Origin of the sequence: Nocardia sp. NPDC050412 (assembly GCF_044458825.1) — a bacterium.
Lineage (GTDB): Bacteria > Actinomycetota > Actinomycetes > Mycobacteriales > Mycobacteriaceae > Nocardia.
Genome location: NZ_JBITIJ010000004.1, coordinates 320,163 through 334,684, shown reverse-complemented (window position 1 = coordinate 334,684; position 14,522 = coordinate 320,163). Strand labels below are relative to the sequence as shown.

Annotated in this window: 13 protein-coding genes; 9 read left to right on the top strand and 4 right to left on the bottom strand. The window is 64.0% G+C overall.

The annotated features are described in order from the left end of the window. Window positions 1-3: 3 nt before the first annotated feature. A complete protein-coding gene (locus ACIBI6_RS13040; protein WP_396956209.1) occupies window positions 4-318 on the bottom strand; it encodes a hypothetical protein in 315 nt (104 codons plus the stop codon). 297 nt (window positions 319-615) lie between these two features. Here ACIBI6_RS13040 and ACIBI6_RS13035 point away from each other — a divergent pair, with 297 nt between their 5' ends. Beyond that, on the top strand, window positions 616-2,043 hold the full coding sequence (locus ACIBI6_RS13035; RefSeq protein ID WP_396956208.1) for a hypothetical protein: 1,428 nt from the start codon (window positions 616-618) through the stop codon (window positions 2,041-2,043). 730 nt (window positions 2,044-2,773) lie between these two features. Continuing rightward, on the top strand, window positions 2,774-4,810 hold the full coding sequence (locus tag ACIBI6_RS13030; protein ID WP_396956206.1) for a TerD family protein: 2,037 nt from the start codon (window positions 2,774-2,776) through the stop codon (window positions 4,808-4,810). Window positions 4,811-4,973: 163 nt separating this feature from the next. Here the strand turns inward: ACIBI6_RS13030 and ACIBI6_RS13025 are convergent, their stop codons facing one another. Then, window positions 4,974-5,204, bottom strand: a complete 231-nt coding sequence (locus ACIBI6_RS13025) for a hypothetical protein (protein ID WP_396956204.1) — start codon at window positions 5,202-5,204, stop codon at window positions 4,974-4,976. Window positions 5,205-5,384: 180 nt separating this feature from the next. Between ACIBI6_RS13025 and ACIBI6_RS13020 the strand changes: the two genes are divergently transcribed. Further along, a complete protein-coding gene (locus tag ACIBI6_RS13020) occupies window positions 5,385-5,786 on the top strand; it encodes a hypothetical protein (RefSeq protein WP_396956202.1) in 402 nt (133 codons plus the stop codon). 43 nt (window positions 5,787-5,829) lie between these two features. Here ACIBI6_RS13020 and ACIBI6_RS13015 read toward each other — a convergent pair whose 3' ends face one another. Beyond that, complete coding sequence (locus tag ACIBI6_RS13015) at window positions 5,830-6,849, bottom strand: Gfo/Idh/MocA family oxidoreductase (RefSeq protein ID WP_364341886.1); 1,020 nt, start codon at window positions 6,847-6,849, stop codon at window positions 5,830-5,832. Between the two features lie 49 nt (window positions 6,850-6,898). After that, entirely contained in the window at window positions 6,899-7,903 is a 1,005-nt protein-coding gene (locus ACIBI6_RS13010; protein WP_396956201.1) for a LacI family DNA-binding transcriptional regulator, read from the bottom strand. A 254-nt stretch (window positions 7,904-8,157) separates the two neighbouring features. On the opposite strand from ACIBI6_RS13010, the gene ACIBI6_RS13005 reads away from it, so the two are divergent. The 6 genes from ACIBI6_RS13005 to ACIBI6_RS12980 all read left to right on the top strand — a co-directional run bounded on the left by ACIBI6_RS13005 (window position 8,158) and on the right by ACIBI6_RS12980 (window position 14,462). Then, the gene (locus ACIBI6_RS13005; RefSeq protein ID WP_396956199.1) at window positions 8,158-9,060 is read left to right on the top strand and encodes a TIM barrel protein; all 903 of its coding nucleotides are present in this window, start codon (window positions 8,158-8,160) and stop codon (window positions 9,058-9,060) included. A gap of 10 nt (window positions 9,061-9,070) precedes the next feature. Next, the gene (locus ACIBI6_RS13000) at window positions 9,071-10,078 is read left to right on the top strand and encodes a sugar ABC transporter substrate-binding protein (RefSeq protein WP_396956198.1); all 1,008 of its coding nucleotides are present in this window, start codon (window positions 9,071-9,073) and stop codon (window positions 10,076-10,078) included. Window positions 10,079-10,091: 13 nt separating this feature from the next. Next, on the top strand, window positions 10,092-11,144 hold the full coding sequence (locus ACIBI6_RS12995; protein ID WP_396956197.1) for an ABC transporter permease: 1,053 nt from the start codon (window positions 10,092-10,094) through the stop codon (window positions 11,142-11,144). Then, window positions 11,141-11,968, top strand: coding sequence for an ATP-binding cassette domain-containing protein (locus ACIBI6_RS12990; RefSeq protein ID WP_396956195.1), 828 nt, complete (start codon window positions 11,141-11,143; stop codon window positions 11,966-11,968). The genes ACIBI6_RS12995 and ACIBI6_RS12990 overlap by 4 nt, the downstream gene beginning before the upstream one ends. Further along, window positions 11,965-13,821 (top strand): 3D-(3,5/4)-trihydroxycyclohexane-1,2-dione acylhydrolase (decyclizing), encoded by a 1,857-nt coding sequence (gene iolD / locus ACIBI6_RS12985; RefSeq protein WP_396956193.1) that lies wholly within the window; start codon window positions 11,965-11,967, stop codon window positions 13,819-13,821. The genes ACIBI6_RS12990 and iolD overlap by 4 nt, the downstream gene beginning before the upstream one ends. A gap of 437 nt (window positions 13,822-14,258) precedes the next feature. After that, a complete protein-coding gene (locus tag ACIBI6_RS12980; protein WP_040693519.1) occupies window positions 14,259-14,462 on the top strand; it encodes a cold-shock protein in 204 nt (67 codons plus the stop codon). Window positions 14,463-14,522 lie beyond the last annotated feature (60 nt).

Sequence of the window (14,522 nt, the reverse complement as noted above, 5' to 3'; positions counted from 1 at the left end):
GAACTACGACCCCAATGGCTTTGGGAGGTCCGTCGCGGACAGCAGAGCGACCCAGTAGTCATTGCGAAGCGCGTCCCAGAGGTCGTCGTGCTCAGGAAGCATCTGGCGAGCATCGGCCAGATCAGGGTACGTGTCGAACATGATTGTTCCGGGTTGCGCGTCCGGAAGCTGTGTGCGCGACGGCAAACGAAAGGCGGTGAACGACTCATGCGGGAACTGCACGCGCAAGATGCGCGCAGAACGCCCGACCAGTTGCCACACCGCGACCTTCCGGTCGTGCTGGATTTGCGTGGTCCGCAACGCCTCTCGGCGCATCATGCCGCTCCACCGGTGGTGCGCCCGGTGCAGGGGGCCTCGACACCCCGGCACCGAGACGATTCTGTGGGAATGGGCTGGCCCGCCCATGAGCGGATCGCGTCCGCGAACCGCTCGACCATCTCGGCCGGCGCCCCGCTGTAGATGGCTGGCGGCCCGACGAACGGATTGCGTTTTGGAAGCTCTCGGCTCGGCATTGTGCAGACCTCCAGGACCTCGACGGTTGTGGGTGCGCCCGGTGCCCTCAAACAACTCCTGAGAGTGTTCTCTTCGGGCGTATAACCAGCACACACTGTGTCGGTGCTGGTAGTAAGGTCGTCGGAGGTGTTGAAGGGTGGTGGAAAGCCCACCGTCGCTGACCAAATGGGTGATGTGATGAAGGCTCCGAACACGCAGCTCTCGCAGTGGCTCACCCGTTCCGGGTGGAGCAACAAGGAGTTGGCGCGCCGCGTGCGCGCCCTCGCGATCGAGTGGAACGAACCTCATGTCAGGCCGGACGCCTCGAGCGTGCGGCGCTGGACGGACGACGGGGAAGCCCCACGCCAGCCGGTTCCGGCGATGCTCGCGGATCTGTTCTCTGTGCGGTTCGGATTTCGCGTGACGACCTATGACCTCGGTCTGGGTGACGCACCGTCTGTTGACCGCGCCCTCACATACAACCCGTCGTTGGCCGAGACGGTAGAAGCCGTCGCAGATCTTGGGAGGGCAGACGTGGATCGGCGAAAGTTGCTTGTCACCGCGCCGTTTGCGATAGTTGCGGCGATCGGACCATCCCGTGACTGGCTGCTCAACACCCTTGACCAGTTGCCTGACGAACGGCAACGGGTGCGACTCGAAGACGTCACCGCGGTGAAGAACATGTTCGCCACCTTCCAGGAGATGGACATCTTCCAAGGTGGCGGCTCGGGTCGGTTGGTGCTGGCTGCGTACATGAACGAGCACGTCTACCCGCTGCTTCGCCGGACATTCACCGCCGAGGTTCGACTGGCACTGTGCGGAGCGGCTGCCGAACAGACCTATCTGCTCGGATGGATGGCGTTCGACAATGGCGAGCACGGGACCGCGCAGCGGTACTTGATCCAGGCACTGCGCCTTGCCGAGGAATCGCGAGACCCAGCGCTCGGCGCCCATGTGCTTGCCGGAATGGCCGATCAAGCGACCCTGCTCGGCCACCCCAAGGAGGGCCGTCGACTGGCCCAAGCGGGCCGCCAAGGGCTTTCGAAGCTGAACTCCCCGGCATGTCTCGCGGACCTGTGGACGCTCGAAGCTCGCGCCCTGGCGGTCCTAGGCGACAAAGTCGGGACGGCGCAGGCGGTTAACGCCGCCGAGGACGCGTTCACTCGCGTGGAACCCGATCACGAGCCGGAGTGGGCGAAGTTCATTGATGAGGCGTACATCTGCGGCGAGTGGGCCAACGCCTTCCGAGACCTCGGACAACCCGAGGACGCCGCACCACACGCCCGACGGTCGATCGCCTACGCCCGCACGCAGAATCGTGCGCGGCGAGGTGCGTTGTCTCATGCCGCGTTGGCCGTCACGCACATTCAGAAGCGCGACCTTGATGCCGCCTACGCGGCAGGTGTGCGGACGGTCGATCTCTCCCGCAAGGTGAAGTCGTCTCGCTCGGTGGAAGCGGTCCGCGATGTTCAACAGCGCATGAGGTCATTCGGGCCGCACCCCTTGGTCGCAGACTTCAACGAGCGCGCTCGGGCACTGCTGGCGGCGTGACGCGAATCGTCAGGAGTGCTGCGCGGCCTACCGTCTGACGATACTCGATGGAAGGGCGGTGTAGTGCACGGCGAGGGGCGATTACGAAAATGAGCCGAAAGCGCCCAGCCTGATAGTCTCGTTCCCACGGCTTCCGTTGTCCTAGTGAGAAATTCGATGGGGTGGATCCGCAGTCGCGTGCTCGGAGGCTGCACGGCGGCGTCGCAGGCGAAGCACTAAATTGCTTGCCTGCGCGGCCATGGCGGTGGGACGCACGGTGAGTGCTCGGACACGATAACAAGGTCGACGGTCCTGTGGAGGACAACGAGCGTCGGATCGCAGGTGGCGCGGCCCGACGCAACGGAGCGATCAGCGCCGGACTTCGGCCACTGAGGCCGGGCGGCGCTCGGTGCGTGACAACTCACACGCCTCTGCGATGTAGAACGCTTCGAGGGCATCCATTGCGGTGCACCGGTTTTGAGATCGCACGAAACGACTGACAGGAACGCTGCCAACGCGTGCGTGTATGCGCGCCGGAACCGTTCCTTTTGCGGGCGGCGCACGCTCACACGCTGCTCATCGACATGTCGCCACCGCGTCGGCCGGCGCATGTAACAGGTGGTTCGCTCCGGCCGAAAAGGACAGCATCGCCGCGGATCTGCGGTGTCGATTGCAATGGGGGACCGCATCGTTACCGGCTGCCCCAGCTCTATCTGTGACTATGCGTACCGAACGTCGAAGGGTGAACGCTGTGACGTTTCCGATCCTGATCAAGGGCCAGAATATGCCGTTGCCGGAGGATGTCGTCCGGGTCGATGTCGTGATCGGGTGGGTGGAGTCGGAGATTGAAGTCGATGCGTCCGCGCTACTGCTAGGCGTCGACGGAAAGGTCTGCTCCGACAGTGATTTCGTCTTCTATAACCAGCCGGAATCATCGGACGGTTCGGTGCGATTCCTGGGTACGAGCGCGACCGAGGAGGGCGCGCAGGCCAGGATCGCGATCGAATTATCGGCCGTTCCGGACAATGTCCATACAGTGGCGCTTGCCGGTAGCGTCGGCAGTGGATCCTTTGGGGACCTCGGCAAACTTGCGCTCCGGGTCGTTGATGCAGCGGGCAAGATCCTGGCTGAGTATGTCACCGCTGATGCCACTTCGGAGTCGGCGTTCGTGTTCGGCGAGGTGTACCGCCGGGGCAGCGAGTGGAAGGTGCGGGCGGTAGGGCAAGGCTGGGATTCTGGATTAGCCGGCCTGGCAACGGATTTCGGTGTCGACATCGACGAAGAGGACCCCGATCCGTCCGTTACGCCGCTGGGTGCGGCACCGGTGAGCGAGCCGGAGGCGGTTGTCGTGCAGGAGGTCGGTTCCGTCGACGTCGCTGCGCCGATCCACGAGCGCACACCACACAACGAGCCGAATACCGCTGTGCGGACTCGCGGCGTGCGAACCGCCAAGCGGGCAGCGAAGAAGGCCAAGCCGATAGAGTTCAAGCTTGCTGAGGGCGAAAACTGGCAGCCGGCTCGATTGTTCTCAGTGTTCGGAGTCGGGGCGGGCGAGGAACAGGAGAAGCGCGCTACGTCGGCGCTGATCGCCACAATGCAGGTCGTGCGTCCATTCGCTCGGGCGCTGTGCGCCAGGATAGGTGCTCCGGCAGGCGCTTTCGAGGGATATGTCGAAGTGCAGTACGAGCGGGGCGAATCGAAGGTCATTCCGGACGCGGTGCTGAAGGTAGTTCGGGGAAGTCGGATATGGACTGGTCTGCTCGAGGTCAAGACCGGTAGCGGCAAGCTCCGGCGCGATCAACTCGAGAGCTACCTCGACGTGGCGCGTCGGAAGAAGTATGACGCGGTGGTCAGTCTGTCGAACGATGTGCCGGCCAGCGCGGGTGAACTTCCCGTAGAGGTCGACCGCCGTAAGCTGACGAAGGTCGCCCTGCGCCATTTGTCGTGGGCGGAAGTGGCGCATGAGGCGCGAATGTTGCTCTCGCACGGTGGTATCGAGGACGACTTGCAGGTGTGGATCTTGAGCGAGTTCCTGCGATACCTTGACCATCCTCGCTCGGGCGCCGTCGAGTTCGTCGACATGGGACGCCACTGGGTTGCTGTTCGCGACGCCGTCACGGCGGGCACATTGCGTGCGAGTGACCAGAAGGCATTGACGGTCGCCGATACATGGATGTCCCTCTCGCGCCATCTGGCGCTGCGGCTGACCTCTGAACTCGGTGTGACGGTCAAGCACGTCCTGTCCCGGCGACACCTCACCGATCGGGTCGCCCGAAGCGCAGCCGTCACAGAGCGACTGGCCGCCGACGGAACATTCGAGGCTGTGCTGCGGATTCCTGACACTGCGGGGGATCTGGTCGTGGTAGCGGACATTCGAACCAACAAGATTCGCTGCCGTACGACCCTCGACGCGCCGAATGAAGGGACGTCTGGTCGTAGGGTGTCGTGGTTGCTCAAGCAACTCGCGGACGCACCAGGCGATGTTCAGGTCGAAGCGGTGTTTTCGGCGCGCGGCAATGAAGCTTGTGAGCATCTCGAAAAGGTGCGCGCGGATGCCAAGGTGCTTACCGGCGGTCGCGTCGGCACTATCGTATCCTTCTCGCTCGAGCAGACCTTCCCGATGGGCAACCGGCGATCCGGGACGGCGGCCAGCTTCATCGCCAGCGTCACCTCGGCGACCGACTCGTTCTACGGGACGGTGATTCAGCCGCTGCGTGGATGGGTACCGGCGGCGCCGAAGCAGCCGGATCCCTCCCAGCCAGAAGCTGTGGCCGTTGCCGATATGTGACCCGTACAGGCGACATCATCCTCGTGACGATCCCGTCGCGTCGATGTTCGGTTGGGCGGCTCGCTGGAACCAACTCTCGAAAGCGGTCTGGACCAAACGGTTCCTGGTGTCGGCTCACTCTCGTGCGGTGCGCGGCGGCAAGGCGCGATACCGAGAGCTCGCGCTAGTTGCTGGTGTGTTTGTGTTGCCAGGCGGCCAAGGCGAGGTTCGCTACTTCTAGTAGTAAGAGGAGGACGCCGGAAGTCATCAGGCAGGTGGAGATTTGGGAGAGGCGGGTGGAGCGGGAGCGGGTGGTGAAGTAAGCGTCGGTGGGGAGGTTGTCGCCGATGAAGCAGGACTTGGCGGCTTGGGTGGCTTTAGTGGCGAGGGAGTCGGTGGCTACGGATGCGGTCAAGGCGGTGACTGCGGCGGTGATGCAGAGGATCGAGATAGTGATGAGTGCGGCGAATAGCATCAGACCCCCGAGGATTTCGGCTTCTAGAGGTCAGCGGATGGTCGTGCTGACTACAAGAAGTGTTGCAGCAGGGTGTGACATCTTTTGCGGTACAACAGATTCGTGAGCGAGCGTCGGTTTGTGCGGTTCGAAGCTGCGGAAGCGAACCGGCATGGGCGGCATCCGGGTGTGTTCGGGCTGGTCAATGGGTTGGCGTGGGCGGGGGTGTTGACAGGGGAGCAGGAGCGGTTTCGGCGGGTCAACAACGATTGGTACAACGCGAATCTTGTTGATCCGAGTGAGGTGGATCCTGGGATCTACGACCGTGCGGTTCATCCAGGAGCGGCGTCGTGGTTCAATGCGGCGGCTGTGGGGATGATCGGGCGGGTGGAGGGGTATCTCGCGATCCTTGACGCACATGGCGTGGGGTGGGTGCGGTTGGATTCCGGTGCGCCAGGGGAGATCCTGTACGAGGATTCGAATCAGGTGGTCGCGGTTCAGCGGGCCGGGGGCGAAGCGGATGCCGCCAAGGATTCCCGGTGATCGTCCGTCCAGCTAGGTGGGAGCCCAGTGCGACGCGGACCTGTCAGCGGCGGACTCCGGCCACGGCAACTGGCCGATTTTCGTGTCGCGAAAGTTCGCATGCTTCAGCGATATAGAACGCTTCGAGTGCGTCGGCGGGTGTGCAGGGGCTGGCGAGTTCGCCAGATACTACGGAGAGGAACGCCGCGAGTTCGTCGGTGTAGGCCCGACGGAAGCGTTCCATGAAGCTGGGGTAGGCGGGGTATGGCGAAGGGGCGTAGTCGGGTTCGACGGAAGTCAACGGTGACCGGTCGTCGAGGCCGACGACGGCATTTCCGAGGGAGCCGAGGGCTTCTAGGCGGACGTCGTAGCCTGCGCCGTTGTAGCGGCCGAGGGAGACTGTGGCCAGAGCGCCGTCGTCCAGGCGCAGCAGCACCGCTGCGGTGTCCACATCGCCCGCGTCGGCGAAGAATTGCTCGCCGCGGTTGGCTCCGGTTGCGTAGACCTCCACTACTTCGCGCCCCGTAACCCACCGGATGATGTCGAAATCGTGTACGCCGCAGTCGCGGAAGATGCCACCGGAGTGGGGAATGTATTCGGCGGGTGGGGGAGTGGGGTCGAGGGTGGTGGCGCGCAAGGTGTGCAGCCAGCCGAGTGAACCGGAGGCGATGGCATCGCGGGCGGCGCGGTAGCCGGCGTCGAAGCGGCGTTGGAAGCCGATTTGGACTGGAACGGTGGAGTTTTCGAGGTGGGCGATGACGGCGCGGGTGCCTTGGATGTCGGTGGCTACTGGTTTTTCGCAGAAGACCGGGATGCCTTGATCGACGGCGCGGGTGATGAGTTCGGGGTGGGAGTCGGTGGCGGTGGCGATGATGAGGCCGTCGAGTGGGGCGGCGAAGAGTGTGTCGATGTCGGGGACGGCTTGAACGCCGAGTTTGGTGGCGGCGGCGTGGGCGCGTTCGGCGTCGGCATCCGCGACGATGACGGTCTCGACACCGGGTAGGTGTTTCAGTGTTTCGGCATGGGAGGTGCCGATACGGCCGGTGCCCGCCAGGCCCAGCGTGACGGTGTGTGCTGATGTCATCGGCTCTCCTCCTGGTGAAATGCGAATTGGCGGTGGGTATACGAAAGCGTCAGTTGCGTGGTGCTGCGGTCGTCGCGCGAACGACCAGTGAAGGTTCCAGGCGGCGGCGCATTGGGTCGGTACGGCCGTCGCGCAGGCGCTCGACCAATGCCTCGATTGCCAAGCGGCCCATCTGAATTCGCGGCTGATCGATGGTGGTAAGGGAGACGTGGCGCAGGGCGGCAAGAGAGGTGTTGTCATAGCCGATGACCGAAACATCCTGCGGCACCGAAAGTCCGGCTTCTTCGAGTGCCGACATCGCGCCGACGGCATTGAAGTCGTTGCCGCACACCAGTGCGGTGGGGAAGTTCTCACGAGAGAACAGATTCAGCAGTTTCTGGACCGCCGTGATGCCCCCCGAGTCGGTGTGCTCGCTGGCGATGATCATGGGCTCCAGCCCTTTTCGTGCCATCGCGGCACGGTAACCGCGACGGCGCGCGGCAGCGGTGAAGGCCCCGCCGCCGTCGAGATGCACGATCCGGCGGTGGCCGAGCGAGACCAGATGCTCCACGGCCAGTGCGGCGCCGATCTCGCCGTCGTCATTGACGGTATCGACGTCCGCGATCGTAGAACTGCGCGAAATGAGCACGATCGGGCATTTCTCGGCGGCGTCGCGAATGGCCGCCACCGGCAGTACGGGTGAAAGCAGGATGATTCCGCCGGGGCGGAAGGACAGCAGGCTTTCCAGTGCCGTGCGCTCACGGGCGGCGCTGCGGCGTCCGGTATTGAGGATCAGTTCCAGGTCTGCGTCCTGCGCGGCCGCGTCCATACCCTCCACCACATCGGCGAAGAACGCGTTGCGCAGGTCGGAGACCGTGACGCCGATGATGTTGGAGGTCCGGCTGGCCAGCGACCGCGCCATGATGTGCGGCTGATAGCCGAGCTCCTTCGCGGCCGCCAGCACCGCGCGGCGACGATGTTCGCTGACCTTCGGGGAGTTGCGCATGACGAGGGAGACCAGCGCGCGGGACACCCCGGCGCGGGCGGCGACGTCTTCCATGGTCGGTCGCGCCATCTCGCCTCCGTTCCGCATCCCACCGTGCTCCTGCAGTGTCGGACGTTACAAGGTTGGCCTGGCCTTATCAATAGAGCGCTCTAATCCGACATTTTTCTCACCGTCAGCGTCGGGTATTTTCGCTGCAAATACGAATTTTCGCAGGTAGCAGCGATGAAACAGCGACCGATGCAGTACTTGACACTCTATGACCTACGTTACATAGTTGGAGCGCTCCAACAGCGCCAGATCGACACCGAAGGTCGGAGAGCCGGATGACCCAACCTCGCTATCCGCTACGTATCGCGGCCGCACCGATCTCCTGGGGCGTCTGCGAAGTCCCCGGTTGGGGTCACGTGCTCGACGCGCGGACCGTCCTTACCGAGATGTCCGCCCTCGGCATCTCCGCGACGGAACTGGGCCCGCCCGGCTACCTACCGCAGAATCCAGCCGAATTGCGCTCGCTGCTCGATGATTTCGGCATCACCGCCGTCGGGGGCTTCCTCGCCCTCCCGCTGCACTGCGGCCCGGCACAGGCAATCGAGACCGCCCGCGAAAACGCCGCTCTTTTCGCAGCGACGGGTGCGGAGGTGGTCGTCCTCGCGGCCGCGACCGGGCTCGACGGATACGACATGCGCCCAACACTTTCCGATGAAGAATGGCAGACCCTGATCCGAACCGCTGGCGCCATCCGAGATGTCGCCGCCGAATTCGGATTGCGCACCACCCTGCATCCGCACGTCGGCACCTACATCGAGAGCGACGCCGAAGTCGACAGGTTCCTTACCGATTCCGATCTGGACCTCTGCCTGGATACCGGCCATCTGCTGATCGGCGGCACCGATCCGGTGCGTCTCGCACAGCGCCATCCGGATCGCATCGGACATATCCATCTCAAGGATGTGCGCAACGCCATTGCCGACCGAGTACGCAGCGGCGCAATGGAATACAGCGATGCCGTCCGCCGCGGCATCTACGCCCCGCTCGGCGACGGCGATATCGACATCGAGGCTCTGGTACGCGGCGTACACGCCGCAGGCTACCGCGGCTGGTACGTCATCGAACAGGACACGGCATTGCGCCCGAAGGATTCGGCAGAACTGCCCAGCCGCGACGCCGCCCGCAGTCTGATCCACCTTGCGGGCATAGCTTCCGCGCTGGGCTCAGTCCGAATCTAGATGGGAAGTGATGACAACGATGTCGCTGGAAATACGCACGGCATGGTGGCGGCGATCCCGTCGCGTGCTGCCGTGGCTGGCTGCGGCCACCCTCCTCGCCGCGTGTACGGGTCCGGGTGCGGATGTTTCCGCCCCGACCCAATCCCCGGTCGCGCAAGGCAAATTGGGCTCCGTCGCGGTGGTGACCCACGGCAGCCCAGGCGACGCCTTCTGGAACGTCGTCAAGAATGGCGCGGAGGCGGCGGGCAAGGATCTCGGCGTCCGCGTCGAGTACAACTCCTCGGGCGATCCGGGGCAGCAGGCCAAACTCATCGATAACGCTGTCGCACAAGGCGTGGACGGTCTCGTCGTATCGATGGCGAATCCTGAAGCTCTGCGATCCTCGATCGAAAAGGCCATTGCCGCGGGCATTCCGGTGGTGACCATCAACTCCGGTGAGAGCGAGAGCACCAAGTTCGGTGCGATCGGCCATGTGGGGCAGAGCGAAACACTGGCCGGACAGGCCGCGGGCAAGCGCCTCGCCGACGCTGGTCGCAAGAAGTTGCTGTGCGTGATCCACGAGGCGGGCAATATCGGTGCCAACCAGCGCTGTGACGGCGCGACCAAGGCCTTCGGCAATGGCACCACGCTGCAGGTGGATATCAACAATCCCACTGACGCGCAGTCCCGCATCAAGGGCGCATTGGAGGCGGACAGGTCAATCGACGCCGTGCTCACGCTGAATTCACAGGTAGCCGCCCGTGCGGTGGACGGTGTGAAGGAATCGCTGTCGACGGCGACAGTCGCGACCTTCGATCTGAATACCGATGTGGTCGAGGCCATTCGGGCCGGGAAGCTGCTGTTCGCCGTGGACCAGCAGCAGTACGAACAGGGCTATCTGCCGATCGTGCTGCTGCAGCTGTATCGGACGAATCTGAACTCGGTGGGTGGTGGCGCACCGGTGCAGACGGGTCCCGCCTTCGTCGACAAGAACAATGTCGAAGCTGTCGCGGCCCGCGTGGCACTGGGTATGCGCTGAGGAAGTGGATGAAATGACTATTGCCACAAAAACTTCCGAGGTCACGCCCAACACCCCGCCCGACGGGCCGTCGCTGTTGCAGCGGGTGGTCGTGCGTCCAGAGATCGGCGCATTGCTCGGCGCCGCACTGGTCTTCGTATTCTTCTCGATCATTACCGACCGTTTCCTCAGCTCACTCGGTGTCGCGACCTGGCTGGACGATTCATCCACGCTCGGCATCATGGCGGTCGCGGTCGCATTGCTGATGATCGGCGGCGAATTCGACCTCTCGGCCGGTGTCATGACCGCTTCTACCGCACTGGTCACCGCATTGCTCGCGGTGCACGCGGGTTGGAATGTCTGGCTCGCGCTCTTGGTTTCGCTGCTCTTCGCGCTTATGGTGGGTGCCTTCAACGGCTGGCTCGTGATGCGAACGGGGCTACCGAGTTTCATCGTTACTCTTGGCACTTTCCTTGCGCTGCAAGGTCTCAACCTCGGCGTCACCCGTCTGGTTACCGGAACTGTTCAGGTGTCGGGCATTCGAGCCGCCGACGGATACAACTCGGCGGGCTGGGCCTTCGCCTCGACATTGGACATCGGCGATACGCACCTGCAAGCGTCGGTCGTCTGGTGGGTGGTCCTCACCGCGATCGCCGCACTTGTCCTGGTGCGCACCAAGTTCGGCAACTGGATTTTCGCGGTGGGCGGTGCGCTGCCGAGCGCGCGGGCTGTCGGCGTCCCCGCCGATCGGACGAAGATCCTGCTCTTCATGACCACAGCCTTCGCCGGTTGGGTCGTCGGATCCTGCAGTATCCTCCGGTTCTCCAGCGTGCAGGCGAATCAGGGCGTCGGGCTGGAACTGCACTACATCATCGCGGCCGTGGTCGGCGGCTGCCTGCTGACCGGCGGATTCGGTTCCGCGATCGGCGCCGCCATCGGCGCGCTGATCTTCGGCATGGCCCGGCAGGGCATCGTTTTCGCCGGGTGGGACAGCGACTGGTTCATGCTGTTCCTCGGCGTGCTGCTGCTGGCCGCGGTGTTGGTCAACAACATATTCAAGAAGCGAGCCGAAAGGGTACGCCGATGAACACAGCGTCGCGTAGCGATTCTGGTGGTCGGGTGACGGGTGGGCCACCCCTGATCGAAGCGATCGATATCGGCAAGAGCTACGGCGGTGTCGTCGCACTACGTGACGTCTCCACCGTGGTTAATGCCGGACAGGTCACCTGCATCCTCGGCGATAACGGTGCGGGCAAGTCGACCCTGATCAAGGTTCTCGCCGGAGTACATCAGCACGATCGCGGTGAACTGAAGCTGGATGGCCGGTCGACCCGGTTGTCTTCGCCCCGCGAGGCTTTGGACCACGGCATCGCGACCGTCTACCAGGATCTCGCCGTGGTGCCGCTGATGAGCGTCTGGCGCAACTTCGTACTCGGCTCCGAGCCGACCATCGGCTACGGTCCGCTGCGACTGCTCGACCGTCGCAGAGGCCGCGATATCGCGCGAGAGGCGTTGGCGGACATGGGGATCGAGATCCGGGATATGGAACAGCCGGTCGGCACGCTGTCGGGCGGACAACGCCAGTGCATCGCGATCGCCAGGGCCGTGCACTACGGGGCCAAGGTGCTCATCCTGGATGAACCGACCGCCGCCCTGGGGGTGAAACAGGCCGGTGTCGTACTGAAGTACGTTGTGCAAGCCCGGGATCGCGGGCTCGGGGTCATCCTCATCACCCACAACCCGCACCATGCTTATCCGGTTGGCGACCGCTTCCTGCTGCTCAAACGCGGTGCGATGCTCGGCTCGTACGAGAAGTCGAAGATCGACCTGCCGGAGTTGACAAGACAAATGGCCGGCGGTGCCGAATTGGACGCACTGCAGCACGAATTGCAGCGCGTGGTGACGCCGTGAGGCTGACAACGGCGCAGGCACTGGTCGGCTGGCTGGTCGCCCAGCATTCGGAGACCTTCGACGGCCGCGAAGTACCGTTGTTCCCGGCGGCTTTCGCGATATTCGGGCACGGCAATGTGCTCGGCCTCGGCACCGCACTATCCGAGCGTCGCGATGAAATCCCGGTCTGGCGTGGGCATACCGAGCAGGGAATGACGCTGGCGGCCGTCGGCCTGGCCAAGGCGACCCACCGACGTCAGGTCGGAATCGCGACGTCCTCGATCGGTCCCGGCGCGCTGAATATGGTGACGGCCGCCGGAGTGGCACATGCGAATCGTCTTCCGCTGCTGCTGCTTCCGGGGGATACCTTCACCAACCGCGCACCGGATCCGGTGCTGCAACAGGTCGAACACTTCGGCGACCCGACCATTACCGTCAACGATGCCTTCCGCGCGGTCAGCCGCTACTTCGACCGCATCACCCGACCGGAACAACTGATTGCCACCCTGCCCCAGGCGGCGCGGGTGCTGACCGATGCGGCTGATGTGGGCCCTGTGACATTGGCATTGCCACAGGACGTCCAAGCCGAGACCTACGACTTTCCCGAGGCGCTTTTCGAGCCGGTCGTACACCGAATCACACGTTCGCGCCCCGACTCTCGGGTGCTGGCCGAGACAGCGCGGGCACTGCGATCGGCGCGACGTCCACTGTTGGTCCTCGGCGGCGGTGTGCGCTATTCGGGTGCGGGCCGGCTGGTACTCGAATTCGCTGAGCGGCACGGAATTCCGATAACCGAAACGACGGCTGGGCGCTCTCTCGTACCGCACGACCACGAGTTGTATGCCGGTCCGCTGGGCATTACCGGCTCGGCGTCGGCCAATGCCGCTGCAGCACAGGCGGATCTGGTGTTGGCCATCGGCACCCGACTTCAGGACTTCACCACCGCCTCCTGGACCGTCTTCGCGCCCGACGTCCGGCTGATCACCGTCAACACGGCCCGTTTCGACGCGGTGAAGCACGGTGCGCTCGCGGTCGTGGGTGATGCCGACGCGACGGTGCGGGAATTGGCTGCGCTCCTGGCGAATTGGCAAGTCGATACCGAATGGTCCGAGCGCGCGGAAGGACTCCGCACCACCTGGGACGCCCATATCGACAAGCTGCGCGCACCGACACCGGGCATTCCGAGCTACGCCCAAATCGTCGGCGTCGTCAACGAATTGAGTGCACCCGACGACTATGTGATGACCGCCTCGGGCGGTATGCCCGGCGAGCTGATCGGCGGCTGGCGGGCCACCGGCACCGTGCCGACCATGGACGTCGAGTACGGGTTCTCCTGCATGGGTTACGAACTCGCGGGTGCCTGGGGTGCGGCGATGGCGCATGTGCACGGTCTGGTCACCACCATGCTGGGCGACGGCTCCTATTTGATGCTCAACTCGGAGCTGTTCTCCGCGGCCTTCGCGGGCCACCGATTCGTCGCGGTCGTCTGCGACAACGACGGCTACGCGGTGATCGCCCGGCTCCAAGAAGGTCAGGGCGGCGACCCCTTCAACAACTTCTATGCCGACTGCCGCACCAACCACGTGCGACCGCCGCGCGTCGACTTCGCAAGCCACGCAAGATCATTGGGCTGCGCGGTCTTCACCGCGACCGATCTGACCGAGTTCCGCGGCGCGTATGCGCGGGCCAGGGCAGCGGCACTGAGCGAGTCCCGGCCGGCCGTTGTGGTCGTGCGCACCCAGCCGTCCGCCTGGACCGATGCGGGTGCCTGGTGGGAGGTCGGTGTGCCAGAGCACCTGGCGGGCCGCGCGGCCTACGACCAGGCCAAGACGGCGCAGCTGCGTTACCTGAACAGAGCCGAATCAGCGGACTAGCCGGTCGTGGCCTGCGGCCGGAAATTCCATCAATATGACGATCGCATGGCTCACTTGGTCACGGCTGCATAACTGAAAACCGACCACTTAGTGCACATCTGAGCCCGAACTGTCGTATTTTCTTTGCGAATTCTCAGTTCCGGTGCGAGGTCTATGTCGAGCGTGGTTGCTGGGATTTCGGCCGAGTCCGCATCGGTAGCCGAAACTGCGCGCTGACCTGGCGATCTATGCTCCGCTACCGGTCGATGATCAGGGTAGCCAGCCCTTCGCAACCGATGTTGCGTCCGCGGCCACACCGTTGCTCCAACGTCGGCTTGCTCACAGTTGCCACTGCTGGAAGTGGCCGAATTCGTCCGATGATGGCATTGTTGATCACGAGATCGGGCTTATCGAAGTGATCTGCTCGGCTCATCAACAGGAAGTAAGAAGTAAAGAACATGGCTCAAGGCAGTGTGAAGTGGTTCAACAGCGAGAAGGGCTTCGGCTTTATCGCTCAAGACGGAGGCGGCCCTGACGTCTTCGTGCATTACTCGGCCGTTTCCGGCTCGGGTTTCCGGTCCCTCGAAGAGGGCCAGCGCGTGGAGTTCGAGATCGGCCAGGGCCAGAAGGGCCCGCAGGCCCAGGACGTCCGCGCTATCTGATCAAGCGTGACTTAGGAGGCTCGCACCCGGCAGGGGGTGCGGGCCTCTCGTCGTTTTCGG

What these genes read in the sequence shown, in the direction of transcription:
- ACIBI6_RS12990 (WP_396956195.1), top strand. Translation starts at nt 11,141, where the DNA reads ATGAACACAGCGTCGCGTAGCGATTCTGGTGGTCGGGTGACGGGTGGG.
- ACIBI6_RS13010 (WP_396956201.1), bottom strand. Translation starts at nt 7,903, where the DNA reads ATGGCGCGACCGACCATGGAAGACGTCGCCGCCCGCGCCGGGGTGTCC.
- ACIBI6_RS13000 (WP_396956198.1), top strand. Translation starts at nt 9,071, where the DNA reads ATGACAACGATGTCGCTGGAAATACGCACGGCATGGTGGCGGCGATCC.
- ACIBI6_RS13015 (WP_364341886.1), bottom strand. Translation starts at nt 6,849, where the DNA reads ATGACATCAGCACACACCGTCACGCTGGGCCTGGCGGGCACCGGCCGT.
- ACIBI6_RS12995 (WP_396956197.1), top strand. Translation starts at nt 10,092, where the DNA reads ATGACTATTGCCACAAAAACTTCCGAGGTCACGCCCAACACCCCGCCC.
- ACIBI6_RS12980 (WP_040693519.1), top strand. Translation starts at nt 14,259, where the DNA reads ATGGCTCAAGGCAGTGTGAAGTGGTTCAACAGCGAGAAGGGCTTCGGC.
- ACIBI6_RS13040 (WP_396956209.1), bottom strand. Translation starts at nt 318, where the DNA reads ATGATGCGCCGAGAGGCGTTGCGGACCACGCAAATCCAGCACGACCGG.
- ACIBI6_RS13005 (WP_396956199.1), top strand. Translation starts at nt 8,158, where the DNA reads ATGACCCAACCTCGCTATCCGCTACGTATCGCGGCCGCACCGATCTCC.